Annotated in this window: 17 protein-coding genes; 3 read left to right on the forward strand and 14 right to left on the reverse strand. The window is 41.1% G+C overall.

The window, feature by feature from the left end; genetic code table 11:
- Positions 1 to 337: 337 nt before the first annotated feature.
- The 8 genes from BP549_RS05445 to hcp form a co-directional block, all read right to left on the reverse strand.
- Positions 338 to 628: a hypothetical protein gene (locus BP549_RS05445; protein ID WP_292371425.1), complete on the reverse strand. Its 291-nt coding sequence runs from the start codon at positions 626 to 628 to the stop codon at positions 338 to 340.
- A gap of 418 nt (positions 629 to 1,046) precedes the next feature.
- Complete coding sequence (locus BP549_RS05450) at positions 1,047 to 1,658, reverse strand: cysteine hydrolase family protein (RefSeq protein ID WP_292378787.1); 612 nt, start codon at positions 1,656 to 1,658, stop codon at positions 1,047 to 1,049.
- Between the two features lie 116 nt (positions 1,659 to 1,774).
- Positions 1,775 to 2,059 (reverse strand): MoaD/ThiS family protein, encoded by a 285-nt coding sequence (locus BP549_RS05455; RefSeq protein WP_292378790.1) that lies wholly within the window; start codon positions 2,057 to 2,059, stop codon positions 1,775 to 1,777.
- 18 nt (positions 2,060 to 2,077) lie between these two features.
- Positions 2,078 to 3,949 carry an aldehyde ferredoxin oxidoreductase family protein gene (locus tag BP549_RS05460; RefSeq protein WP_292378793.1) on the reverse strand — a complete coding sequence of 624 codons (1,872 nt, stop codon included), beginning with the start codon at positions 3,947 to 3,949 and terminating at the stop codon, positions 2,078 to 2,080.
- Between the two features lie 486 nt (positions 3,950 to 4,435).
- Positions 4,436 to 7,258 (reverse strand): PocR ligand-binding domain-containing protein, encoded by a 2,823-nt coding sequence (locus BP549_RS05465; protein ID WP_292378796.1) that lies wholly within the window; start codon positions 7,256 to 7,258, stop codon positions 4,436 to 4,438.
- Positions 7,259 to 7,604: 346 nt separating this feature from the next.
- Positions 7,605 to 8,366, reverse strand: a complete 762-nt coding sequence (locus tag BP549_RS05470; protein WP_292378799.1) for a UPF0280 family protein — start codon at positions 8,364 to 8,366, stop codon at positions 7,605 to 7,607.
- Between the two features lie 239 nt (positions 8,367 to 8,605).
- A complete protein-coding gene (locus BP549_RS05475) occupies positions 8,606 to 10,588 on the reverse strand; it encodes a DUF460 domain-containing protein (RefSeq protein ID WP_292378800.1) in 1,983 nt (660 codons plus the stop codon).
- Positions 10,589 to 11,098: 510 nt separating this feature from the next.
- A complete protein-coding gene (gene hcp, locus BP549_RS05480) occupies positions 11,099 to 12,727 on the reverse strand; it encodes a hydroxylamine reductase (protein ID WP_292378803.1) in 1,629 nt (542 codons plus the stop codon).
- Between the two features lie 553 nt (positions 12,728 to 13,280).
- Between hcp and ppcA the strand changes: the two genes are divergently transcribed.
- Positions 13,281 to 14,861, forward strand: coding sequence for a phosphoenolpyruvate carboxylase (gene ppcA, locus BP549_RS05485; RefSeq protein WP_292378805.1), 1,581 nt, complete (start codon positions 13,281 to 13,283; stop codon positions 14,859 to 14,861).
- A gap of 197 nt (positions 14,862 to 15,058) precedes the next feature.
- Here ppcA and BP549_RS05490 read toward each other — a convergent pair whose 3' ends face one another.
- Together BP549_RS05490 and BP549_RS05495 are read right to left on the reverse strand one after the other, a co-directional pair.
- The gene (locus BP549_RS05490) at positions 15,059 to 16,270 is read right to left on the reverse strand and encodes a right-handed parallel beta-helix repeat-containing protein (RefSeq protein WP_349682339.1); all 1,212 of its coding nucleotides are present in this window, start codon (positions 16,268 to 16,270) and stop codon (positions 15,059 to 15,061) included.
- A 654-nt stretch (positions 16,271 to 16,924) separates the two neighbouring features.
- A complete protein-coding gene (locus tag BP549_RS05495) occupies positions 16,925 to 18,100 on the reverse strand; it encodes a serine/threonine-protein kinase RIO2 (RefSeq protein ID WP_292378807.1) in 1,176 nt (391 codons plus the stop codon).
- Positions 18,101 to 18,157: 57 nt separating this feature from the next.
- Between BP549_RS05495 and BP549_RS05500 the strand changes: the two genes are divergently transcribed.
- The gene (locus tag BP549_RS05500) at positions 18,158 to 18,355 is read left to right on the forward strand and encodes a hypothetical protein (RefSeq protein WP_292378809.1); all 198 of its coding nucleotides are present in this window, start codon (positions 18,158 to 18,160) and stop codon (positions 18,353 to 18,355) included.
- A gap of 49 nt (positions 18,356 to 18,404) precedes the next feature.
- On the opposite strand, the gene BP549_RS05505 is transcribed toward BP549_RS05500, so the two are convergent.
- Together BP549_RS05505 and BP549_RS05510 are read right to left on the reverse strand one after the other, a co-directional pair.
- On the reverse strand, positions 18,405 to 18,905 hold the full coding sequence (locus tag BP549_RS05505) for a type 1 glutamine amidotransferase domain-containing protein (RefSeq protein WP_292378812.1): 501 nt from the start codon (positions 18,903 to 18,905) through the stop codon (positions 18,405 to 18,407).
- Positions 18,906 to 19,137: 232 nt separating this feature from the next.
- Positions 19,138 to 20,322, reverse strand: a complete 1,185-nt coding sequence (locus BP549_RS05510; protein ID WP_292378814.1) for a trans-sulfuration enzyme family protein — start codon at positions 20,320 to 20,322, stop codon at positions 19,138 to 19,140.
- Between the two features lie 250 nt (positions 20,323 to 20,572).
- On the opposite strand from BP549_RS05510, the gene pncB reads away from it, so the two are divergent.
- Complete coding sequence (gene pncB / locus BP549_RS05515) at positions 20,573 to 21,778, forward strand: nicotinate phosphoribosyltransferase (RefSeq protein ID WP_292371447.1); 1,206 nt, start codon at positions 20,573 to 20,575, stop codon at positions 21,776 to 21,778.
- Positions 21,779 to 21,898: 120 nt separating this feature from the next.
- On the opposite strand, the gene BP549_RS05520 is transcribed toward pncB, so the two are convergent.
- Positions 21,899 to 23,386 (reverse strand): TolB family protein, encoded by a 1,488-nt coding sequence (locus BP549_RS05520; protein ID WP_292371448.1) that lies wholly within the window; start codon positions 23,384 to 23,386, stop codon positions 21,899 to 21,901.
- 326 nt (positions 23,387 to 23,712) lie between these two features.
- Positions 23,713 to 24,462 carry a carbonic anhydrase gene (locus BP549_RS05525; protein WP_292378817.1) on the reverse strand — a complete coding sequence of 250 codons (750 nt, stop codon included), beginning with the start codon at positions 24,460 to 24,462 and terminating at the stop codon, positions 23,713 to 23,715.
- Positions 24,463 to 24,686: the final 224 nt, after the last annotated feature.

Here is a 24,686-nt window from a genome sequence, read left to right on the forward strand (position 1 = left end):
TCAATAACTCAAGTACACGACCCTTTTATGTTTGATCTCATTTTTATGCTTGATCTCATTTTTTCAAGAAATCTAAAGCTTTTTAGCATCACGGAGAAGATAGAAGATAATACTAGAATGGAAGATTAGTCAGAAAACAAATCATAAAATCAAACATGCAAATGCTCTCATAATACAATCAAATAGGACAAGAAAATCACAATGTTATGTGTGGATAAAAGGTATAATTCCAAAAAAATTCATGCTCTAATTTGAGAAGAAATCAAAACGACTCAATTATATATTTAAAGTAGAAGGTCTAATGGAAATAAACGATGCTAATTGCTCTCTATAACAGCTAATATCGGGAGAATCTTTTTTCGGCCTTTTTCATGCGTACCTCATCTGATTCTTCTAGATGCTTTTCAAGTCCAAGTGGTGGATTATGGCTTAAATCAACTCCGCTGGAGACGAAACGGCCATCTTTTATCCGGGCATATGTGAATTTTCCTAAAATTTCATCGTAGATCGCGGTATATCCTTCTTCCGTTTCGTAGCGAGCGTAGAACTCATCCCCAAAGACTCTTAGCTTTACCTCAGGACCGTTTTCTTGATCGAAGCTCAATAACTCCCCAAATATAGCGGTCATCTCTTGTCCATCCATGGCATCCAATAAAGTATAATATATTAATTGAATATATTAATTGAAAGCTTTTGCAAATAAGCCTTTTTCCATCCATGCTAATGGATATGCTATCCTGGGAGCGGTTCTTAGTGCTGGGTATGGTATTCTAGTCCACGAACTCCTTCAATACCAGATCTTAAAAAACATAATTCAGTTTTGAAAACTAGAAAAATTAGTCAATCTTTCGGGAGTTATAGTTGTTGCAAAACCTCGAAAGAAGCTGAATTTCTTTTCTTAGTCGTTTTATACGGAGCTTGACAGCTTCAAATTTATCTTCACCAATGATTAAAATCTTGCTATCCTTTACATCTATTGGGTTACGACTCAAATCCAGGCGTCCGGCAGTATTCGGGTCAATTGTTTTGGAATTGTTTTGGGTTACTTAACTATACCTTCCCTCAAGCACATCCCTGATCGGTTTTACGGTCATGGCTCCGGGGGTTCCTTTCATATTATGGGGCGGCCATTCTCCTGATTTTATTTCTTCGGAATTTTCGTCGTGCTCGTCTTCGAGAAGCAGGATGACCTTTATGTCATCAGGAATATCGTCAACCATTTTTGCTCCGCATTCCATAAGCTCACTGAAGGCCTCTCTCCCTTTTCCTTCATCAAAAGGCGCGGTACAACCTTTTACTATATTTGTTCGAAAGCCTCTTTCAAGGAAGCCCAGGCTATTAATATATACGCAGACTTCCTCAACCAGACCTGTCATGAATACTTCATTAATTCCCATCTCTGAGATTTTCAGTTCTAGTTCGGGATTCATAAAGGCGTTGGGGTGATCTTTCGGAAGCCTGAGAACGCTGACTGTTCCCCCCTTTACTACCTTTATTATTAGCCTGGCTATTTTGTCAACAATTTCCTTTCCCAATGGGGCTACAAGTTTACCTTCATATAACGTGCCTTCATATTCGTAAGTCTCATACACGAAATCGTTAGTCATATCTACAATAACCAGAGCTTTCAAGGTTTCATCCTTTTTCGTTGACTCCATATTCCAGGCTCACCCTTTTCAATCTTAGCTGTAATTGATTATATCCATAAATTAATGCACGAATTAACATAAATCTTTTTAGAGCTACCATGCAGCTTTCGGTTAAGCTCTGTCTTTTATCCGCCTGCAACAGGCGGAATAAGGACTACAGTGTCTCCCTCTTTCAGTTCTGTTCTGGGCCCTTTAAGGAAGTCTATGTCTCTGCCGTTAACTATAAACATAATTTTTGGGTTCTTGTCCTCAAAAGGCTTTCCAACTGCTTCTTTGAACTCTGCTCCAAAGCGGGATTCCAGAATCTCAAGCAGGGATTCCACTGTACTGCCTGGACTTATTTCGAATGGGATTTCGTGCGCTCCGACTATTTCGCGGATTGAGGCCAGGAATTTCAGGTTTACTTTCATGTTAAAGTCCTGAAAATCTTATGCTGCCATTTTATACGGGCTTTTTGAGCTTTCAGGCGTTGTTACAGGAATTCCAAGTTCCCTTAGTTTCTCCTCAGTGGGCTTCCCATCAACCCAGCCCCTGAGTGAGTAGTATTTGCCTATCATTTCAGGCACATGGGAAATCTGCCCTTTTGATGGGCCTCCTGATACAGGTTCTTCAGTAAGGCGCTTTGGAAGGATATCGGCTGCCCTGTCAAGTCCATAAATATTATTTATCAAGCGTTCAAGATTTGTGATTCTTTCTCCTATCTTAAGCAGTTTTTCAGGAGAAAGTTCCATGCCTGTAATTGCTTCGAGCATACCTGCATACTGGGGGAGCCCAATTGCAAAGCTCGTAAAGAGGCAGATTACAGTTGAGTTAATCACAGAGCCCATGTCCTGCATGAAAATTGTCCATTCAGGCTTACCTTCAGTAGAATAGGGATCAAGCTTTTTCGGTAGCCCAATAATCTCGGCTGGAATGGTATAGCCATAAACATGGTCACCTCCGCGGTTTGCAGTCGCATACTCAAGCCCTATACCCTGAATTGGGCGCGGGTCGTAAGCTGGCAGTTCCATGCCCTTAACATTTATAGAAAGCTCCGGCGCGTTATACTTCTCTGCAAGTTTTCTTGATCCAAGAGCCAGATCTGCTCCAAATCCGGCTTTATATGCTGTCCGCCAAACGGATTCAACCATTGCCGACGCATCTCCAAATCTCAGGTTGAAGCCATGCAGTTTTTCTTCGGGGATCTTTCCTTTTTCGACAAGCTCCATAGCACAGGAAATAGTTCCTCCCATGGAAATAGTATCGATCCCGAACTCATTGCAGAAGTGATTGGCTTTTATAACGGCATCGAGCTCTTTTACCCCACAGTTGGACCCAAGGGCAAAAATAGTCTCATATTCCGGGCCTTCGGTATATTTGATACTAAAAGGCCCCTCGGGAACACTGGATTTTCTTCCGCAGATGATAGGACAGCCCCAGCAGCCAGTCGTGCCTGTAAGATAGGTTGCAGTGAGCCTCTCTCCGCTCTGCTCATCGGCGTCAGGGAAATAGCTGTTCTGGAAGTTTCTGGAAGAATATGCTCCATGTGCATTGACTATATTCACCAAGACTGCAGTTCCATAGACGTGCAGCCCTCCTTTGGGACCTGTTACCGGGTTTTCCCGGATCATTTTCATTGCCTCTGCAACCTTTTCTACAAGCATCTCCGGATTTGCAGGCTTCTGTCTTTCATTTCCTGAAACAACGATCGCTTTTAGTTTCTTGCTGCCCATGACCGCTCCAGAACCTGTTCTGCCTGCTGTCCTATATTCATCGTTCATGATGCAGGCCATAGAAATTAGATTTTCTCCTGCAGGACCTATGCAGGCGACTGACGCTTTTTTAGGATCTTTTGTGGTCCTGTCAATAAGTTCAGCCGTAACGCTGGTTGTTGTCATGCCCCAGATTTCTGGAGCTTCCACAAGTTCAGCCTTCCCGTTTATAATGCTCAGGTAGACTGGCTTATCCGAAATTCCTCTGACTAGCACACCGTCATATCCTGCAAACTTCAGATATGTTCCCCATTTTCCTCCCGAGTTTCCGCTCCCCAACCCTCCTGTCAGGGGGGATTTGCTGGTAAGGATATGGTAACGCCCACTGGTAGGCACTCTGGCTCCTGTAGCCGGCCCTGTTGAAAAAATCAGAAGATTATCTGGGTCAAAAGGCTGGATATCAGCTCTGAGCTCATCATATATGAATTTCAGACCTAGCCCTTTTCCTCCAAGGTACAATCTCAAAACTTCTTCATCAAGCGGTATATCTTTAAGTTTTCCATTTTCAAGATTAACATCAAGAAATCTTCCTGCGTATCCCCCTAGCACAGATTGTCTCCTCCATGGATAGATTTTCAAATACTCTACTTATAATGATAAAATTCCAGTCTTCCGGCACTAGTCTCTTACTCTATTACCCCTGAACAAAGTTTTAGTGAAAATTACCGGATGAGTATAAAAGCACTAATTGGATGAAAATACTAATTTGAACATGAAATAAAATTTGATATATTTAATTATATAACGTTTATTTATAAAAATTGTTCCATTAAAAATCATTCCAAAATATACATTCTGTTTATTAATTCCTAAAATTTACCCTAATCTCAAAATATAATCTAAACTATCATAAAACGAACTCTGTTATATCTCAGATTGATAAATATCTCAGATTGATAAATATCTCAGATTGACAACATACTATCCTAAAATCTCAGAATAAGATCCAAGAATAATATTATCCGTAAAATCCTAACTTTAAGGAGGAGCATATGATATGTCTCTGTTTTTGTTTTATCGAGAACTTTACAGACCTTATACATTTATTCTTATATCGAACTCGGTACCTTTATCCCTTTTTAGCTCGATTTCCCCGTCTAACTGATCTACAAGAATGTTTACAAGCTGCAGACCAAGAGTATCTGAACTTTCTATATCAGTATTGTAGGGAATGCCAATTCCGTTATCCGAGATGATCAGGGTATATCCTGTACCTTTTCTAACAGGTTCTTTTTTGTCATTACCTGATGAACTTTCGGCTTCTTTTTCTTTGAATAGTTTTATCCAGATTTCTCCTTTCTTCCTGTCTGGAAATGCATGTTTTAATGAATTGGAAACCAGTTCATTAACAATTATTCCCAGTGGAACTGCGATATCTATGTCAAAAAAAAGGTCTTCTTCGAGATCCATATTTAAATTGATATCTGTATTTCCAAGCCTGTAGGTCTGGAAAAGGTTCTCAACGAGTTTTTCAAGGTATGACGAAAAATCCAGGGTATTGTCTCTTCCTCCTCCTTCATGTAATTCTTCATGGATCAAAGCAATGGACATTATTCTGTCCTGACTCTCTCTGAAAGCACTGAGAACGTCAGAATCTTCAATACATTTCTTGTTGTTGAAATTTTCAGCCTGAAGATCCAGAAGAGAAGAGATAACTTGCAGGTTATTCTTAATTCTATGATGAATTTCCCTTTTGTGGGCGATTTCAAGGTTTATCAGAGCTTTTTCAGCTTTTTTGTGTTCAGTAATGTCCTGGACTATTCCTTTTAGTCGAATAGGGGTCTTTTTCTCATCAAAAATAACTTCGGATTGCATATGGACTATACGTTCTTCCCCATCAGCCGAGAGAATCCTGTAATCAATGCTGTAAGGTTTTCCATTCATAGCTCTGTTAACACTATTATTGACATAATCTCGATCGCTGGGATGAACATAGTTTAAAATTTCCTGATAAGTTGGGTATGGTTCTTCAAGGTTACGTCCAAAAATGCGATATAGCTCATCTGACCAGTATGTTTCCTCAGTTATAATATCCCATTCCCAGTTTCCAATGTGAGCCATTTTTTGAGCTTCAGCAAGACCTTTTTCGCTTTCTTTCAACGAGTTATAGGCCTTCTCAAGCTGTTCTGTTCGTTCTTCAACTAATTTTTCTAAGTTGTCATGTTCTTTTTTAAGGGCTTCTTCTGCTTTTTTGCGCTCTGTGATGTCTATGAACGCAGAAATTGACCCTGTTGGGTTACCCTGCACATCACGTAGAGATCTGGCGTTACCCAATACATGTCTCACCGTATCGTCAGGATAAACAATATCGAACTCGTAGTCGTGTATTTCTTTCCCTGCAGCTGACACCTGCACCGGCATTTCTTCAAGCTGGAGCTCTACCCCGTCCTTAAACACTTTAAACGTCTCAGGTATCTTCTCCATCCGAGCTAATTTGGGAGCGTTTGCGCCTTCAGGAATTCGGAGCCATTCGTATGAGAGCCGATTTCCAGTTATCTGAAGCGCTCTGGGATCGTGTGTTATCCACACTGCTGCGGGCACGGCATCCAGTAATACTGCCAGTTCATCCGAGCGAGCACGTTCACGTTTCTCACTCTCTCGCAGCGCACCCACTAGGGTATCGCGTTCTGCCAGCGACTGAGCCAGCTTGATATTGCTGTAGCCTAGTTGTGAAAGCATGTTGGCAAACTTCATGAAGAAGGCCATACTTGTGTCCACAACCTCCTTGCTCAACCGCGGAACTTTTTCAAGTGCTGCCACGTATTCCTTTTCATCGAAGTCGTATTTTCTAGCCTGAGATAAGAAAAACTCATAGTCCAGAATTTCGTCCTCAAAAAAGAAATGCCCTAAGAAAATATTGCCAACGTGCTGGTCGCCTACAATGATTGGGGTAGCTATGTCCCACATATTGTTTTTGCATTTATACAGCTTAAATTCGCCAGGGAAAACACCTAAAGATAACTTAGTATCACTTTCTACACAGTGCTTGCAGGTTTCAGGGTGAACCCTGTGGAATCTCGTGCAGATGTCCTGCCATCCAACGCCTACCAGAACATTGCCTTTGAGATCGATTATGCTTATGGGAATGTGAGCAAGTTTATAGAAATCCTCCATGAGAGACTGGATCGCCTGGACATCAATAATATCGACAAGCTCCAAATTAGCCATCTTCCGAACAGGCAAGAGCATATTTTCCAATTTTAGCCTGCTGCTCTGCCCATTCTGAGGCAGGACTTCATCGATCCTCTTACGCTTTGCAAGATTTTTCCACCCGGAATTTTCTATCTGCTCCCATTTTCCTTCCTTTTTAACCAAAGTGAATTGATGATTTGCGACAATATCTATAGTTTCAGTTAGATCATGCGCATCGAGAGAATAGGTACATAGAGTTATCATATGGTAGTTGCTAATAACAGAATCCGCTTTTTTCTCAAAATTAACGAAATTACTCCATTCCTCTTCTTTCAACCAGGAAGTGTTCCAGCTAAACCTCATTCCTTTGTAGCCACTTTCCTGAGCCTGATTGAGTTCTTCAACCCAGCCATTTAAGACTCTTCCAGAAACGAATATACCTTCTTTTACATACCAATCAGTGTAGGGAATAATTTTGATTTGGCCATTTTTCAGATAAATATCAAAGTCAGGAATAGCTTTTCTTAAAGCTTCTTTTGCCTCTTCTGCATCTAGAGGGTATGCTGTGATCCATAAGCAATATTCGTTATTTTCCAATCCTGCTTTGAAAAAAGGAACAAGTATTTCCGTCAAATCTTCCTTTGTCCGGTAGAATTGGCAAAAGTGTGCTCCCCAAGGTAAATCTCCAATAATATCAATACCAGATTTTCTCAATTTTTCATTCATTTTGTATTTTTCCCTACCGTAAGCACAATCTTGAAAGATTATATTGAATTACATGTTAGAAATTCCATTTTGAGATGAGGGAACTTTTCTGAAGTCCTTAGCAAATTCGCAGAATATACCCATATTTTTAAAAATAGAATCGGTCTACCTTGTGATATAATCGCAATTTTAATATCTCATTAAAGATAAAATTGATTATATATTAATGTTTTTACCCTAGCGTTGTTGCAAAATTCGAGCCAAAAAGATATTTTGCTACAAAGCGCATAAAAAATTCTGTGATATTAAAAAATATTGAAAAGATTCAGGTGAATATCTAGCTTTAGATAATTATGCTTTAGATAAATTATGCTTTAGTTATATACTCGTACCTGACATCTGCTCTTGTAATCCTTGGAACCTGTCCCCACATGCCAATGTATTCTCCCTGGATTACGAGTGCGCCTTTTATTTCTGGAATTCCTTTTACAGCTTTGAAGGAAGCTTCTACAGATTCTTTTCCAATGCCTACTTCGTTTCCAAGAGCCGTTGCAGCTGCATCCGCAAGGGATACATCATCTGAGAATACTGCAGCTGCATCCGCCATCCCAAAGCTGATTGAAGGACCAACTGTCCCTGCCGAAGTACAAACGCCTGTAATCGAGTCTCTAGGTTCGAATATTAGCCCAAGGTTTTTAATAGGAGACTGTCCCGCATAGATCCCAACCACAATAGTTCTGTCATTGATAAGTGCGATGTCTCCTCCGTTGTCGACAATAGCGTATTTTGCTCCTGCTTCAACCATTGCTTCTACTGCAAGGGCCGAAATTGTGCCTGCAACCGCACTCATTGGCCCTATGCCCATAGTATTTCCGGCTTTTACCATTCTCCTCACAACCTCAGGTGCATTTTCCGGGCATTCGTAAGGTTCGAGAGTAAGCTGAAAATAAGGATCGGAAAGAATGTAAGTCTCAAGGGCTGCCCTGTGGATGCGGATCGCTTCTTTTGCGGCTTCGATATGGGCCTGATTGTCGGCTGCAATCGTAACTATGGTTTCCTTGAGCTGGAAATGTTCTTTAATCGGGTTTTTGGTAGATTCTTTAGCGGATTCTTTTATGGGATCTGACATATTGGTTCAGATGGGATTTATTGCTTAAAAAGAGATGCTTCCCGAGGTTCCGTCTCCCGAGTCCCGTCTCGGGAGGACGGTGCCCTTTTCGCTTCGCTCAAGAGGGCTGAATTTTGGGTAAGAGACATCATTTTCAATTCTCTGAAAAGGACTGATTTACCTGAGTCCTGTCTCGAGAGTGGGATGTTATGCGAGCGAGATCAATGAGGAAACCATGGAATTTTAAAAACGAATTTTTCTTAAACCAGGCCCCTGCGTCTTTCACTCTTATATTCGTCAAAGAGGCTCTGTAGTTCGTCCTGTTTGGCTTTGTGGCGTTTCGCATCAGCTTCTTTTTCCCAGGATTCGATTGCGGCTTTGAGGGTTTCAGGTTCGACCATTGCAAAATCTTCAGCTCTTTCGAGCTGAATATTATTTAAGACCGGCACATCTCCTTTGAAGAAAGTCTCCTCGGCTGCGTGCGAAATGTCCTCAAGGATGATTACGGCTCGGACTCCGGCTTCTACAAGGATTTGAGCGGTTGCAGCTCCGCCTCCGCTTGGATTCTCAAGGAAAACGACATCACCTGTCCTAAGCCCGTATTTTTCCTTCGTTTCGGCAATGGATTCCTTAGTAAAGGCAGCAATAACTTTAACAGCCGTACCTTCGCCGCGGACTTCCATCTTCTGAATTTTACGCAATTTGTTGCTTCTGCGCCGCAGTTCCTTTACGGTTTTGCTTTTATGGCTGACCTCTTTTTTCAGGCTTTCAATGGTTTCGTCCCTGATCTTGATTTCTTTTGATTTCCGGATTTCGCTGTAAGCTTCTTTTTTGAAGCTGTTCAACCTTGACTCAAGCTTTGAGATTTTTCGGTCTTTTGCAATCAGTTCCTTCTTTAATTCTTCAAGGTATTCCTGAAGATTCTGAATCTGTTCGCTCTGCCGCTGGACAGTTTCCCTCATTTTCAGGAGGGATTCGTCAACTGACCTGTCCTCCGGTTTTTCGGCATGATCTCTTAGCCTTGGTTTTTCAGGTTCGCTCGACTCCCGGACTTTTTCAATTGCAGCCTCTATGGAAGCTCCACGGATTACATAAAATTTTATCAGCTCAATGTCTGCATTCTGCGGAGCTTTCTTTTCAATCCGGGTAAATATATTCTTGTAACTCCTGTAGGTGAGAAGAGCCGCAGTCAGTGCATCTCTTTCATGGTCGTTTGAGTAGCCAAAAGTTTTTCCAAGCGCAATTTTTTCTTCGGCAGAAACCTCTATTCCGGGACTTGCAGGTACGGCATTGAAGCTTCTTCGAATTTTCTCAACCGATCCAGGCATTGGAGTTACATCGCTGGCGATAACTGCAGGTTTTCCGTACTCTGCGATAAGTTTAACCACTTCGTCAGGAGCCATTCCCCTAGAACTTTTCAAGTAAAGAAGATCTCCATCAAGAGAAAGAATCGCTATTCCCACGGTTGTGCCAGGGTCGATTCCCACGATTGTAAACTTACGTCTTGGGTTCTTCGGTTTAAGGGGAACGTATCGGATTTTATCGCGTTCAACACTTCTTACGCTTACCTGAGCATCATTACTTGCCATTGGATGTATCGGTATCTCTCCGCGTTTCGCATAAACAGTGAATTCAGACCTGACATAGCCTCCGAAGCCTTTTACGTTTACGGCTTCGAACCTGATGCCTTTTTCCCTGGAAAGATCTTTCAGGGCATTTTCAATCTCTCTACTCCTTTGTAGCACAGCTCCGTGTACTTTTCTACGGTACCGGTTCTGGCTCCAGCCGCCCCTTCCCAGGGAACGGGCTCTACTGACTTTGATCTTTGTAATATCTTCAAAAAGGGAAACTTCATGCCCAATTCCCATATCTGCGAGGCGGGCACATATTTCAGCTTCGTCGTTGGGGTTTTCAGGGTCAAAAGAAAGCCCGTTTTTCCTTGCAAGCCTGACAAGTGGTTCGGGATGCAGTCCGCCTGTGACCTGAACCAGTTTAACACCCTCAGGCAGCCGTTCCATAAGAGAAAGGAGCTCGCTTCGGTCGGCCGCAAGCTCAAAAATATTGTCAACAGCTATTATTTCCGGCCTTTCCCTCTGGATCATATTAAAGATCTTCTGGCGACGGAGCATACTTTGATGGGAAACTTCTCCGTCTTTTAGGATAGCAAGTGCGTATCTGGGAAGTTCCTTTGCCCTGGGAGAGCCCCGAGCAATATCAATTCCATAGATAATCTTTTTTTGCATGAGCGTCTATATTTTATTTTCTATAGAATATATATTTAACTGCACTCGTTTTTATTATTTAAAATTATTCATTATTATGGTCTTTATAGTTCTTTTTATGCCTTTAAGGAAAAACGGCCACATTCTGGATAGCCTTTCCAGGTGATATCCGAATAGAACAGGTTCGAACACAGTTTATAAATTGTGGACTTGCTCCAAAGTTACTTGCTCCAAAGGAATATTGCTTTCTCAATTTTTAAATTAGAGTTAATTTACGATAAGCAACCTTGCCTTTTACTGTTCAAGCATACAGATTTCTAAAAATGAAATGGACATTGAATAAAGTATTTAGGATACTGAAACGAAGCACTCAAAACATTGAGGAATAAAGTACTCAAGGCTGCTGAGGAATTAAATTGCCCATAAAAAGAAATTAGAGGAATGCAGAGCCGCAACTCTACCTAAAAGGTCTCAATCCTCCAGATAGGACTCGGGTGACGGAAATCAGGAGGCTATTTGGGCTGCCTGTCTTCATGCCTTTTTCAGAAGCACTTTTAGATCCTCTTCAACTGTTGTATTGGGCCTGAGATTAAAGTTTTCAACCAGCACTTTAACAACATTGGGTGAAAGGAAAGCCGGGAGTGTCGGGCCTAGAGTGATATTCTTTACACCGAGGCTCAGGAGGGCGAGAAGCACAAGCACAGCTTTTTGTTCGTACCAGGCTATATTGTAGGATACAGGCAGGTCATTTATATCCTCAAGCCCGAAAGCCTCTGCAAGTTTTTGGGCTATTACCACAAGCGAATAGGAGTCGTTGCACTGACCGGCATCGATTACTCTCGGAATTCCTTCGATATCGCCCAGATCAAGTTTGTTATAGCGGTATTTGGCGCAGCCTGCGGTCAAGATCACGGTATCTTCAGGGAGAGCTTTTGCAAAATCGGTATAGTAAGCCCTTTCCTTGTGTCTGCCATCGCAGCCTGCCATGACCATGAACCTGCTTATTTTTCCGGTCTTTATTGCATCTATAATTTTATCTGCAACCGAAAGAGCTGCCTCGTGTGCAAAACCTGCGGTTATAGTTCCGCTTTCGATCGGCTCGGGAGGCTTGCTTGTTTTTGCCTGCTCGATGAGAGGGGTGAAATCCTTTGTACCGTCTTCTTTTTCGTAGATGTGGGTGAGCCCTTCAAATCCAACGACCCCTGTAGTATAAATCCGATTTTTATACGATTCTCTTGGAGGAATTATGCAGTTTGTAGTCATGAGGATTGGGCCGTTGAACTTTTCGAATTCTTCGTTCTGTTTCCACCAGGCATTCCCGTAATTGCCTGCGAAGTTATCGTACTTCTTGAAGGCAGGATAGGCATTTGCAGGCAGCATTTCTCCATGTGTATAAATGTCAATTCCTGTGTCCTTTGTCTGCTCAAGAAGTTGTTCCAGATCCCGAAGGTCGTGTCCGCTGATCAGGATTCCTGGCCTGTTTCTCACACCTATATTAACAACTGTAGGCTCAGGGTTTCCATAGGTTTCAGTGTTTGCCTTATCAAGCAGGGCAAGGACGGATACGCCTTTTTGTCCGCATTCCAGAACAAGGCCAAGCAGGGCTTCAACTCCCAGACGGTCGTCAACAGTCGAAACCAGCCCTTTTTCTATGAATTCGTAAATTGCTTCATCCTTGTATCCCAGGACGTAAGCGTGGTGAGCATAAGCAGCCAGTCCTTTCAGGCCATAAGTCAGAAGTTCTCTAAGAGACCGAATATCCTCGTCCTGTGTGGAATGGACAGCAACATCCATATTCTCTACACTGTCCGGAGTAACCGTAGCCACAGCAGGTAATTCTTTTTCGACAGCTAAATCTTCGGCTGGCAGTTTTCCCTTAATCTCATCTCTGAGCTTGAATCCTTTGTTTATTAGAGACTCAATTTCTCGCCTGTCAAAATTGGTGTTCGTCAGAGTCGCAAAGAAACTGTCAAGCAAAAACCTGTCTGTTGTTTCTTCATTCAGGCCTGCAGCCCTTGCCTTAAGGTTATAGAAAGATATGCTTTTAAGGACATAGATCAGCCTGTCCTGGAGATCTGCAACTTCTCCTTTTTTACCACATACTCCGTTTTTAGTACAACCTTTTACGTTCAGCGCTTCCTGGCATTGATTACAGAACATTTTGTTTACCCCAAAATTATCTATCACGAGATTTTCTGTTTATCCAACTCTAAAATTTTCAGTTATTCCTAAACTCTTTTAATCATTTAGCACACAAAACTATTTTGATGCCGGTATCTTTAGTATACCATAGAATAAAAGATGCCAACTAATATATAGAAGACAGTTTCGAGGTGGGTACTGGATTTTTCAAGCTCTCAGATTTTCGATTTCATCTTGGTAATTTTGCACGGTTTGTTTACAGAATTATCTTTTCTCCTGAAACTTCAGGTGTAAGTCTCAGTAATTTTATTATTCAGGCTCTAAATGTCAACCTATTGTAAACGGAAACATTTATCACAGAGTAAACAATATGCTTCGATGCCGTTTTACACTAAACTAGTGGTTAACAATAACGCAATTTACTTGCCACTCACTAAAAGAATTACAAGTTTCGCAATAAATCCATTATCAGGTTCAGTATCAAAAATTCGTAGCGAGCTCCACAGAAAATTCAATAGTAGGTTCAGCAGCAAGTTAAAAGCTAAGCTTTACGCAGTGAGGATTTAATTTCATGAACAGAAAAACCAATTTTCCAAAGGTTATGTGTACTCAGCATCCTGACGCGGCGTCAAAATATATCGCGACACAGGAAGAGCCGGGAGAAGCTATAGAGGCTGCAAAGGTATTCGGCTGTGACGAGTATATGCCGGATTACGAAGGGAAGGCCACACCGTACCATCAGAATGTTCAGATCGTATTAAAACTCATAGAAGAGACGGATCTTGTTCCCGGAAAGGATGTTGTCATTACTCCCAGGGCTCCTAGTGCAGTTCAGGAAAACCGATTCAGGCAGCTCATGGTTATGATGTCAATTGCTGAGGCTAATCACGATGCCCTCAAATATTCGGATGTTCAGGCAATCAATGAGTTCGTTCATCCAATGACAGGCAGTGTCAAGGAAATTATTGAAGCTCAGCAGCACATGGTAGATATAAGCGAGCTTTCAAAAAAGGAATTTGGTTTCTCAATGGAAGTTCCCCGCATAATTCCACTTATTGAGGATGCTCCTGCACTGCTGCACGCAAAAGAACTTGCAGGAAATACGATTCTTGCCTGGAAAGAACACTTCGGGACAGTTCCTGACGAATTCAGGGTGTTTCTGGGCAAATCCGACTCTGCCCTTTCCTTCGGGCACGTTGCGAGCACGCTTTCATGCAAATGCGCAATAAACGGGATTTCCGAGCTAAATTCCGAACTTGATACCCAAACTGGCATTATATTCGGAGCAGGAACGCTGCCTTTCAGAGGGCATCTGGACTTGAAGAACGCTGAAAACTTTTTCAGAGAATATCGGGGAATCGGAACCATTACTCTTCAGTCCGCGCTCAGGTATAGCCATAAAAAAGGGGACGCTGAGGCTCTGGTAAACCTTGCAAAAGAGAGGTTGCCTGAAACGCCTGAAGTCTTTTCAGCCGAAGAAAAAGAAGAAATAGTAAACCTTATTGGGATATTTGGAGCAAGCTACAGCCGGATTCTCAGGCAACTGGCTCCCACGATAAACCAGATAGCTGACCTTCTTCCCCAGCAGCGGGATCGTCTTATGAGCAAAGGGACAGGCGGTTATTCGAGAAGTGCTCCTGACATATCAGGTCTGGTCAAACTTTGCCGTACTGACATCGGAAAAGAGCTTGAAGCCAGCATGCCTGCTGAAAATCTTCACCTTCCTAGGGCAATCAAGTTTACAGGTGCTCTCTACTCCATAGGCTTGCCTCCGGAATTTATAGGCACAGGTCGTGCCCTTGAAAAGGCACGGGAAAAACTCGGAGAAGCCACCTGTGAAAACTTGCTTATAAAATACTTCCCCTCCCTTGCAGATGACCTGAACTTTGCATCCGGATATCTGGATCTCAATGTAGCTTCCCGCTTCCTATCCGGGGAATGTCTGAAGGAAGTCCGTAAAGACATCGAAATTCTACGTGATACCTTTGATCTTGAAACCAGTCCCGAACCTTCGTACCGTATTCTGGTGGAAATGATGCAGCCTGACCTCCTGCAGGCAGGAAGCAAAGGAAACTGCATGGATGAGGAAGTTTCCCAGCTTGTATGCTCTACCCTCACCAAAATGGGAAAAATAAGAAAGGCACTCGGTTAAGTCATTTCGTTTCCTATCGGGTGACTCTTTCTTTTTTTTTCACTTAAGTGCTGCTGGTAGTTGCTCTCACTTTAACATGGTTCACCACTTAAGATCAGTCTTTTTCTGTGGCGTTGTCATCTTCTAAGCTGCTTTTTGAAAATACAGAATTTTTAATCGTTTTTGAGGCAGTAACGTAGTAAGATCGGAACCGGGATTTATAAGATACGACTGGAATTTGCAACAGGGGGCGCCTGATGCTGCGGATTGGATACAGGTACAAGAGGTAGATTGTCCGTAAAGTTGGTTCCGTTATACTTTATGTCTGCAATTCCATTTTCATCCTTATCCTGTGTGGTTTGAGAGAAACCTGCCCCATCAGGGCTTGCCCAGAAGTTACCTCCGAGGTAGTGCCCTCCTATAATGTTTATGCCTTCTTTCTTTACTGTATTCCAGGTATTTCTTCTGTTTCCGACTTCTACATTAAAGGTATTATTGAGATAATTATTGAATATAGTATTATTATCGCAGGCTGGACACATGGAAAGGCCTGAAACATAATTGAAAGAAAGAATATTTCCAGAAAATGTACTGTTATCCGAGGAATTCAGATGAATGCCCCAGTTGCTTTTGCTAATAGTATTCCCCGAAATTATGCTATAGTTTGAATGTGATATCCACATCCCGTATCGGATATTTTCCAAGATATTATTCCCTGAAATAACGCTCAGGTTTGAATTTGTCATGTAAATTCCCATATCATTCCTGCTTATCGTATTGTTATTCAGGTTATTGCTGCTTGAATTTATGAGGTAAAAACCGTAGCCTGCGTTCCAGCCTACTATGTTTCCAGTCAGGTTATTGTCGCTGCAATTATTCTCTAGAATAATTCCGTGATTATTTGAATCTGCGCTATTGTTTGAGAGTATATTCCCTTCCGAGTGCACGAGCTGAATTCCGTATTTTTCATTTAGATTCATTTTATTGTCTGAAATCGTGTTATTTTTTGAGTTACTCAGATATAGTCCTAGATTATTTTCCGAAAGATCATTGTTGCTTATAGTACAGTGACTACATCCGGATAAATAGATACCTGTTACCTGGGTGGATTGGGCTGATCGGATTTTAAACCCGCTAATTGTTGTGTTATTTGCTCGTATGTGAAATACATTTACATTCGGATTGTTCGTAGTGACTATCGTATCCTCAGGATTCCCGGATTCTGACCTTATTGTCAGGTTTTGCTTACCAATTACGACGTTTTCGGTATAGTTTCCAGGCTTTACGATTATCACATCATCTGAGCTTGTATTATTTACTGCGGCCTGTATTGATTCTCCTGGATGGACGAGAATCTCAATCGCAGTTCCGGTACTAGAGCCTAATGTGAATATAAGAAAGGCTACTGCTAAGCTGACAAACTTGTTTATTTAAATCCCCCACATTAAATACAAATTATTATGTAATTTTTTATTAATAAACCAGAATTTAAACATTAAACCATATTAATATATTGGATTAGAATAATATCAAAATAAAGAAATAAAATTATAAAGCAAATTATAATCAGCAGATAACTTACTAAATAGTAAGTTGTATAGAATTTTCTATTCCATCTCTGACTTACCTTTGTAAAAAGGAACTGTAATTTTCAGCCCAGAGAAAAACTATCTGTATGTATAATACGAAAAATTATCTGTATGCGTAACATGAAAAATTATCTTATGTATAACACCAAAAATTATCTTATGTATAACATGAAGTGTTAAAACTCGACAATCTGAAAGAAATTGTTAATAAACTGTTAGTGAATCGCTGCAACACTGACAAACCATCAGTAAGCTTTTAATGAATTTTTGAAAACTCTATGTGCAGCAATTTTTTAAGGCTATTTTATGGAAAATGATCCCGAGAATAAAATAGATTAAGGAAAGTAAGTAACCTTGGGAATTGTTACTGAAAATATAAGATCTCAAATATAAGGTCTCAAATATAAGGTCTCAAGTCCTATTTTTTTGGCGCAGTGTATGAACCATTGATTTCTTACTAATTAACCGTTATGAGTTAACCGTTATGAAGCAAAGTTACTCTTTATCTGAATTCTCTTTTTTCGAGGCAGCTTTTTTTAAATTTTGCGTTTTTAGATCTTCTACTTCAGTTTCTTTGGGTTCGATCTCTTCGGCTTCAAATTCTTCAGCTTCGAAACTTTCGGCCTCAAATTTCTCAGCCTCAAAGTCCTCTTCCTGAAAAACATCCTCCTCGATACCTTCTTCAAAGTCCTCTTCCAGGGCTTCTTCAAGATCCCATTCTTCTATAGTACCTTTGCCAAGCCTGCTTTCTGTACTTTCTTTTATTTCTTCTGCGCTTTTGCCTGCCTCGCTCTTAATTTCGCGGATCGTTTCATCAAGTTCCCTTTTTATCCCGTATTTCCGGAAAAAGTGAGTCAGTACATTTGAAACGTCCCTTTCGAGAATCTCATCAGCGTGAGGATGTTCAAGAGTAACATACTGAGGCCAGTCAATTAGCTGGACGCCATCTTCGGAAGCAAAGATATTATACTCACTTAAATCGGCATGGATAATCCCAAGTGAATAGGTAATTATCACCTGCTTGAGAATTTCATCGAGATACCATTCAGGGGCAAGAAGTTTTGTTTTTGCGAGAAGGCTACCTTTTGCAAGCTCCATAACTATTGCGTGCCTGTTATGATCAAAGGGCTTTGGGATTGAAACTTTCGGATATAGCTCTGCCATGATCCTGTACTCCCTCTGGGCGGCAAGTCGGGCTGCATAGATCCAGGAAAAGTGCTCTCTTTCTCCCAGGTGCTCACGCACGCGCTTTATTTGCTTGAAACTGGTTCTCCCTTCCCTGTGAAACTTGATGACGACAGGAACAGGTTCCCCTATTGCAAGCTCAGGCGGCAGAATTGCTTCATAAATAACCGATTCCTTTCCTACCCCTACTTCGTCCCCTATTGCACTGATACTTTTTCGTTTTACAAAGGCATTAAGGGCAAGGGCATCGTATCCTTCAAAATATATCTGAAATCCCTCGTAAGGCTGGGTAGTCCTGACCACAAGCTTATTCCGGACAAGCTTTTTTAGCCTGTATTCCAGTTTCTCAAAAGGAAGCCTGGTGTATTTATTTAGCTCTTCTATTGGCACCCATTCAAAATGCTTCATTCCGTTTTCAATTCCAGTCAGGATCCTGAAATCCTTTGAGTCAAGATCTTTAAAAACCCTCAGCGCTTCGTCAATCATCTTGATATTACATATAGCCCTCGATATTTAAATAAAACTCCCACGTCTTTTAAAATCTTGATTGAATTTTTCCGTGCCTGCCATAACATAGACAGCGAGACCAGGTTAGAGCTCCCGAAAGTACCTGCAACCCCAAATAAAGAATTTGGACTAGTTTTTCGTGACGGAAAAAATAGGAATATTATAATTGAGGGTAAATTGAAAGTAAAAAGAGGTAAAATTAAAGAGGTAAAAATTAAAGAAAAAAATCATTAGAGTTTTATTCGCAAACTGACTATTTCCGCTCACTTATCAGTTTGATCATTTACTTCAGCAGCTTAATCATTTCTCTTCCAAAAGCGTGAAGATCATCAGGACTCCTTGAGGAGACAAAATTCCCGTCAATGACAACTTCTTTGTCCTCATAAAGTGCTCCTGCGGCTATAATATCGTCCCTTATCCCTATCCAACAGGTTGCTTTCCTGCCTTTAATGACGCCTGCCGAGACAAGGACCTGCGGGCCGTGGCAGATTGCAGCAACCGGCTTGTTTTCTTTGAAAAAGTGTCTTGCAATCTCAAGTGCACTCTCGTCAAGCCTCATTTTTTCGGGGCCTTTTCCTCCGGATATTACGAGAATATCGTAATCTGCAGGGTTTATGTCCTTAAAGGCGACATCAGCATTGATCTCATATCCATGCTTTCCTTTTATCGGTCCCTTTTTCATTGAAGCTACATGCGTTGTAATTCCCTCTTCTTTCAGACGGTGGTAAGGGTAGAAAAGTTCAAGATCTTCAAAATCATCGGCTCCGAATACAAGTGCTTTCATATGAAACTCCCCCGGGATTTAGCTTTAAGGTTTTAATCTTGCTTTTTAATTTTCCAGATTTACTTTTCTGGATTTAACCTTCTGAATTTATTTTTTGAACCTACTTTCCAGATTTAATTTTACAGGTTTAATTTACAGATTTAACTTTGCAGATAAAAGATTATTTCTGCAACACATATACCTTGTCTGATTTTGAAAATAATAAAGGTAAAGTCGGCTTTATCTGATAGGCTTAAATTGCTTCGAGAGCCTGTTTGAGATCTGCAATTATGTCTCCGGAATCCTCTATCCCTACCGAGAGCCTGACAAGCCCGTCAGTTATACCTACTCTCTTTCTTACTGAACACGGGACGCATGCATGGGTCATTGATGCAGGATGTTGAATAAGGGTATCCGTAGCTCCGAGGCTTACGGCGAGAGAACAGAGCTTTACCTTGTCCATAAGTCTTCGTCCTGCTTTGATTCCACCCTTTACCTCAAAAGCTAGCATACCGCTGAATCCGCTCATTTGCTTGAGTGCAAGTTCGTGCTGAGGATGGCTTGGAAGTCCGGGATACCTGACCCATTCTACCTCTGGGCGGGACTCAAGAAATTCCGCAACTTTCATTGCGTTTTCTGCATGCCTTTCCATCCGGATGTGTAGAGTTTTAAGCCCTCTAATACAGAGCCAGGCTTCATGTGGGCCCATAATGCCTCCTGTATATCCGACAACCGAAGACATTCTATTCATGAAATCCTTATTTCCTGCAGCGATTCCCCCAAGCAGGTCTGCGTGCCCGCCTATATATTTTGTACAGCTGCTAAGGGAAAGATCAGCCCCAAGTTCAAGAGGTCTCTGGAAATAAGGTGTTGCAAAAGTATTGTCTACAACGCAGAGAGCACCTTTTTCCCTGGCTATCCTGGCTATTTCAGCGATATCACATATGGTAAGCGTAGGATTGGCAGGACTCTCAAGAAAGACCATTTTTGTCTCAGGTTTGAAAGCTCGCTTTACGTTTTCGATTTTAGATGTATCTACGAAACTGACCTCTATTCCAAGCCCTGGCAAAACTTGAGAAAAGAGACTGTAAGTGCACCCGTAAACCACATCCGTTGAGATAAGGTGGTCTCCCTTCTTCAGGGCAGTAAGCGAAATTGCGGTGATTGCTGCCATTCCAGAGGCAAAGGTCTGTCCTGCTTCCCCGCCTTCAAGCGCAGCAAATTTTTCAGCCAGAACTGCATGTGTGGGAGTATTTGGGGGAATCCTGGCATAGACGTACCCTGATTCCTCTCCTGCAAATCTAGCTGCCCCCTGCCTGGCGTTTTCAAAAATAAATGTTGAAGTCTGGTATATCGGAGTTGTGTGAGCTCCGAAAACCGGGTCCGGTTTCTCTCCTGTGTGTACACATTTTGTTGCGAACTTCACTTCTCTTTCCATCTCCCCAGATTCCTGTCAAAGTTAATCTCCAGAATAAGTATTTGCTTTTCCGGTAATTATTTGTTTGGCGGGAAGAAGTATTCTTATTTTTCTAACGTTTATAAAGGAAACTTGCCTTTATTTCCAGGCGTTAGCTCGAGGTGTCAGAACTTTTAAAAATACAGCGGCTATATATGGAGCAAAATGTGTAATTGAATAAAAAAGACGATTTGCTTTCGAAGCAATTTAAAACGTTACAGGAAGACCTTATGTGATAAAATCCATACTTGATAACGACCTTTACAAATTTACCATGCAACTTGCAGTGCTTGAGCTTTTTCCTAAAGTTGAAGCTGAATATCGGTTTACCAATAGAGGTTCCCAGCGCTTTTCTACCGAGTTCGTAGAAGAACTGGAGAGAATCATAAACGAAGAGATCTCGAAATTAGCATTAACGGAAGAAGAATATAACTGGCTTTCAGAGCACTGCCTTTACCTGAAGCCCATGTACCTTGAATATCTTAAGAATTTCCGCTTCAAGCCAAATGAAGTAAAAGTCTGCCTTACCGAAGACAGAAATCTGGATATCCGAATAAAAGGGCCCTGGCACAGCACGATTCTCTGGGAAATTGTCCTTATGGCTGCGGTTTCTGAACTGTATTTCACAACTATTGAAAAAGAGTGGAAAGGGAATTCCAAAAATGGTTGCACTTCCGAATCCGTACTGGCTGCCTATGAGAGCAAAATTCTTGAAATTGGAAAAGCCCTTGAGGAAAACAACTGTCTTTTTTCTGAATTCGGAACGCGCAGGCGAAGAAGTTCCGAACTCCATGATCGTGTGATAAAAACCCTTACTGGAACAAAAACCCTAACGGGAACAAGTAATGTATACTTTGCAAAAAAATATGGTTTGGTGCCTATCGGGACCGTTGGACATGAATGGATTATGGGCACTTCAGCACTTGTGGGGCTAAGGTATGCAAACCGTTTTGCTTTTGAAAACTGGATAGATGTTTATAACGGAGACCTGGGAATTGCTCTTACGGATACTTTCGGCTCAAAAGCCTTTTTTAAGGATATGGACCTGAAGTTATCAAAAATTTATGACGGCTTTAGGCACGACAGTGGAGATCCTTATAATTTTGTGGATGCTGTGATAGAACACTACCGAAAAATGGGTATAGATCCCATGAAAAAATTAATCGTTTTCAGTGATGCCCTTAATGCAGATACAGCAATCCAGCTCAAAAAATATTGTGACGGCAAAATCAACTGCAGTTTCGGCATAGGCACAAGCCTTACCAATAACTCCGATTTCTTCCGGGAAAGTCCCCCTCTTAACATGGTCATAAAACTGCACAGCATTAACGGAATTCCTGTTGTAAAACTGAGCGACTCCCCGGAAAAGGAAACCGGAGATAGGGATGCTATAAGGGTTGCAAATTACATTTTTGGAAGAAAAGGGCTGGATGAATGATTTAATAAGAAAAAATTTATAGCCTGTTTGAGCGAAGCGAAAAAGGGTCCCGTCCTCCCGAGACGGGACTCGGGTGTTCAGGATCACAATAGTTTGACCCATCAGACATTGGGGTTAAACTTATTCGCTTAATATCTGGGGATTTAATATAGAAACATTGGCAGTCTCTACTTCCGAGGCCCCATGAGCAGAATCGACTTTAACGCTGGTAACTGTTGGAAGAAGAGAGGTCGAAGGTGAGGATTCAAGTTCTATAACAGCAATATCCGAGCCACTCGTTAATGAGTTATTTGAAACATTCTCCAGTAATGAGTTATTTGAAACATTCTCCAGAGTAGAAGCTGAATTATCTATTACTGAATTATTTTCGAGTATAGAGTTATTTGCTATTAAATTATTAACTATTGGCTCGTTTTGTATCGAATTGTTAACTGTTATAGAATTATTTACTATCACGGAATTATCTTCTAATACAGAATTACTTGTTATTGTAGAATTATTTGCTATTGTAGAATAATCCATAATCATAGAGTTACTATAATTATTCAGTAAAACAGAACTAGAAATATTCACTGTGGAATTGTCCAAAATATTCTGCAATTTATGTGCCGCAAAAACTATTTTTGAGCCATCAGGACTCCATTTAGGATTAGAATAGAGCATTCCGATATTATTTGTAAGTTGAATCCTATAGTTTCCTTCGGTATCCCGGAGCCAGATTTCAGGCTTTCCTCCTTCATCGGATACATACACTATCTTTTTCCCATCAGGACTGTACGAGGGATTCCATTCTCCGTATGGGGTATCAGTAAGCTGAGTCTGGTTTGTACCATGCCACTCTATTGTCCAGAGGTCGGGCTTCTCTTTTGAGTTTTTAGCGCTGTATATTATCTTCAAACCAAGAGGGCACCAATCCTTTCCCACTCCGATATTTTCCGAAGTGCCGAGTCGGGTCTTATTGCTTCCATCCCTATCAACTATCCAGAGTTGAGATGGGGAACCTGCGGATTCCTGGGTGTATACGATTTTTCGTCCCAGTCGACACCAATCTCCCCAGCCTTCTGATTTGTCGGATCCATCTGCAACGCGGCTTACTGTCCCATTTTCAAGATTAGCAAGATAAAGGCCAGTTTGATAACCAGTTGATTTTGTTAAAATCAATTCTGTTCCACTGGGATTTATATCGCTAAAGCCAGTAAGATTATCCTCCATAATGTTTGTTTTTTCTATTTCGCTTCCATCTGCTTTCATGATATAAGATTCAGAGTTTCCGGATCCATCTCTTTGAACTGTATACATGATATAGTTTCCATCAGCAGTCCACACCGGGAACAACTCTAATTCTGGGGTGTTAGTGAGAAATGTAATATTTTTTACAGGATTGTCAGCATAAGTTTCTTCTTCATTACCTTCAACTTCTCCGGCTGAAACATAAGTTAAGTTCGAATCGGAGTAAAAATAGCTCTGTGAAGCATTCTGGATTACGTTCCATCCAGATTCTTCCGTAAAATTACCGTACTCGGATACGATGCCTGGTTCTGCTCCTGTAGGTAAGGTAAGAAGTACAAGCGTTAAGAACAAAGAAAAGTACCTGTACATGATTCTCATAAATTATCACCGTTAACTCAAAAAAGTCAGCGTTACAGATATATATAACTAATTATTTAATATATAGAAATTTTTATTCTTTTTATGTCTTTTATTTAACTTATAGACTTATTTATAAATTAAACATAAACTGATGAGATAATCGTCTAGAAAATTCTATTTTTTTCCTACATATAAAAAAGATTTAAAAAGAATAAGAGGATTTTACCCGGAAATGATAAAGATCAAGATTCCGGGTGTAACTTAAGTTAAATAAGCTTTTTGGTTTTAATCCCTTAACTTTATTTTCTTTTTAGTACATTCTCTACTGTGTTACCTTATTCATATCATGAAGCTTCATTGTATCCTTCAGCCAGGTGGACGTTTACATACACTACAGCTTCATTAGTATGCTTGTATGCATAATCGTCAGTAATTTCTGGCAGCTTATCTGCTTCAGTCTGGGATGTGACAACCATGCCTGCTGGAATATACCTTCCGTCAGGAACAGTTACGCCAATTGCTGCCGATGTTGGCTCAAGGACGCAATTATTCCCGATCTTTGACTTAAAAACAAAAGCCTGCATACCAATAAAAGTATCATTGCCTACATAAGCCGGGCCGTGAACCTGGGATTGATGGGCAAGTGAAACATTTTCTCCTACATAAACTGCGTATTTCTTGCCGTCAACTTCAACAAGGTTCTTCTCAACGGGTTTGCCTTCTTCATCAACTGTCTCAAGGCCATGGAGCACAACTCCATCCTGGACATTGCTTCTATTTCCTACGAAAATCGGCATTCCCTCGTCGCTCCGAATAGATGCCATGGGAGAAACCATGACACTGGCACCTATTGTCACGTTTCCTATGACTGAAGCCTGGGGATCAACACAGGCTGTGGAGTCAATCACAGGTGTTGTAGGTTCTGAATTCCATGGTGTTATCGGATTTTCCCTGATATTCGAAAACTCGCTAACTGTTATTTCCTGTGCGATATTATCCTCTGCTCCTTCACCTTCGGAGATGCATCCACTTCCTAGAAGGGTCAGTGAAAGAGATAAAATAAGTATTGTAAAGATCTGCTTGTTGAATCTCATAGAGTTCCTCCATTGACAGTACGAAGATTGTAAAATATATAGACATTTCTATTTTTATTTGAAAAAAGTTAAAAAAATAAAAATAGAAATATGTTAGTAAACGGGCTTCTGTAACCAGGCTTTACTATCCCAAAACCCGAGACATCTGTCCAGCAGGATGTAATAAATTAAAAAAGTTTTATATTTAAGAGCTGTGGAGCGTATTATGGAGGCCTTGCTTCAAA

Origin of the sequence: Methanosarcina sp. UBA289 (genome assembly GCA_002496565.1) — an archaeon.
Classification (GTDB): Archaea; Halobacteriota; Methanosarcinia; order Methanosarcinales; family Methanosarcinaceae; genus Methanosarcina.

Coding starts and splice junctions, on each gene's coding strand:
- BP549_RS05520 (WP_292371448.1), bottom strand. CDS start 23,386: ATGAGAATCATGTACAGGTACTTTTCTTTGTTCTTAACGCTTGTACTT.
- BP549_RS05505 (WP_292378812.1), bottom strand. CDS start 18,905: ATGAAAGCACTTGTATTCGGAGCCGATGATTTTGAAGATCTTGAACTT.
- ppcA (WP_292378805.1), top strand. CDS start 13,281: ATGAACAGAAAAACCAATTTTCCAAAGGTTATGTGTACTCAGCATCCT.
- BP549_RS05525 (WP_292378817.1), bottom strand. CDS start 24,462: ATGAGATTCAACAAGCAGATCTTTACAATACTTATTTTATCTCTTTCA.
- BP549_RS05470 (WP_292378799.1), bottom strand. CDS start 8,366: ATGTCAGATCCCATAAAAGAATCCGCTAAAGAATCTACCAAAAACCCG.
- BP549_RS05475 (WP_292378800.1), bottom strand. CDS start 10,588: ATGCAAAAAAAGATTATCTATGGAATTGATATTGCTCGGGGCTCTCCC.
- BP549_RS05510 (WP_292378814.1), bottom strand. CDS start 20,322: ATGGAAAGAGAAGTGAAGTTCGCAACAAAATGTGTACACACAGGAGAG.
- BP549_RS05450 (WP_292378787.1), bottom strand. CDS start 1,658: ATGGAGTCAACGAAAAAGGATGAAACCTTGAAAGCTCTGGTTATTGTA.
- BP549_RS05465 (WP_292378796.1), bottom strand. CDS start 7,258: ATGAATGAAAAATTGAGAAAATCTGGTATTGATATTATTGGAGATTTA.
- BP549_RS05455 (WP_292378790.1), bottom strand. CDS start 2,059: ATGAAAGTAAACCTGAAATTCCTGGCCTCAATCCGCGAAATAGTCGGA.
- BP549_RS05445 (WP_292371425.1), bottom strand. CDS start 628: ATGACCGCTATATTTGGGGAGTTATTGAGCTTCGATCAAGAAAACGGT.
- BP549_RS05495 (WP_292378807.1), bottom strand. CDS start 18,100: ATGATTGACGAAGCGCTGAGGGTTTTTAAAGATCTTGACTCAAAGGAT.
- hcp (WP_292378803.1), bottom strand. CDS start 12,727: ATGTTCTGTAATCAATGCCAGGAAGCGCTGAACGTAAAAGGTTGTACT.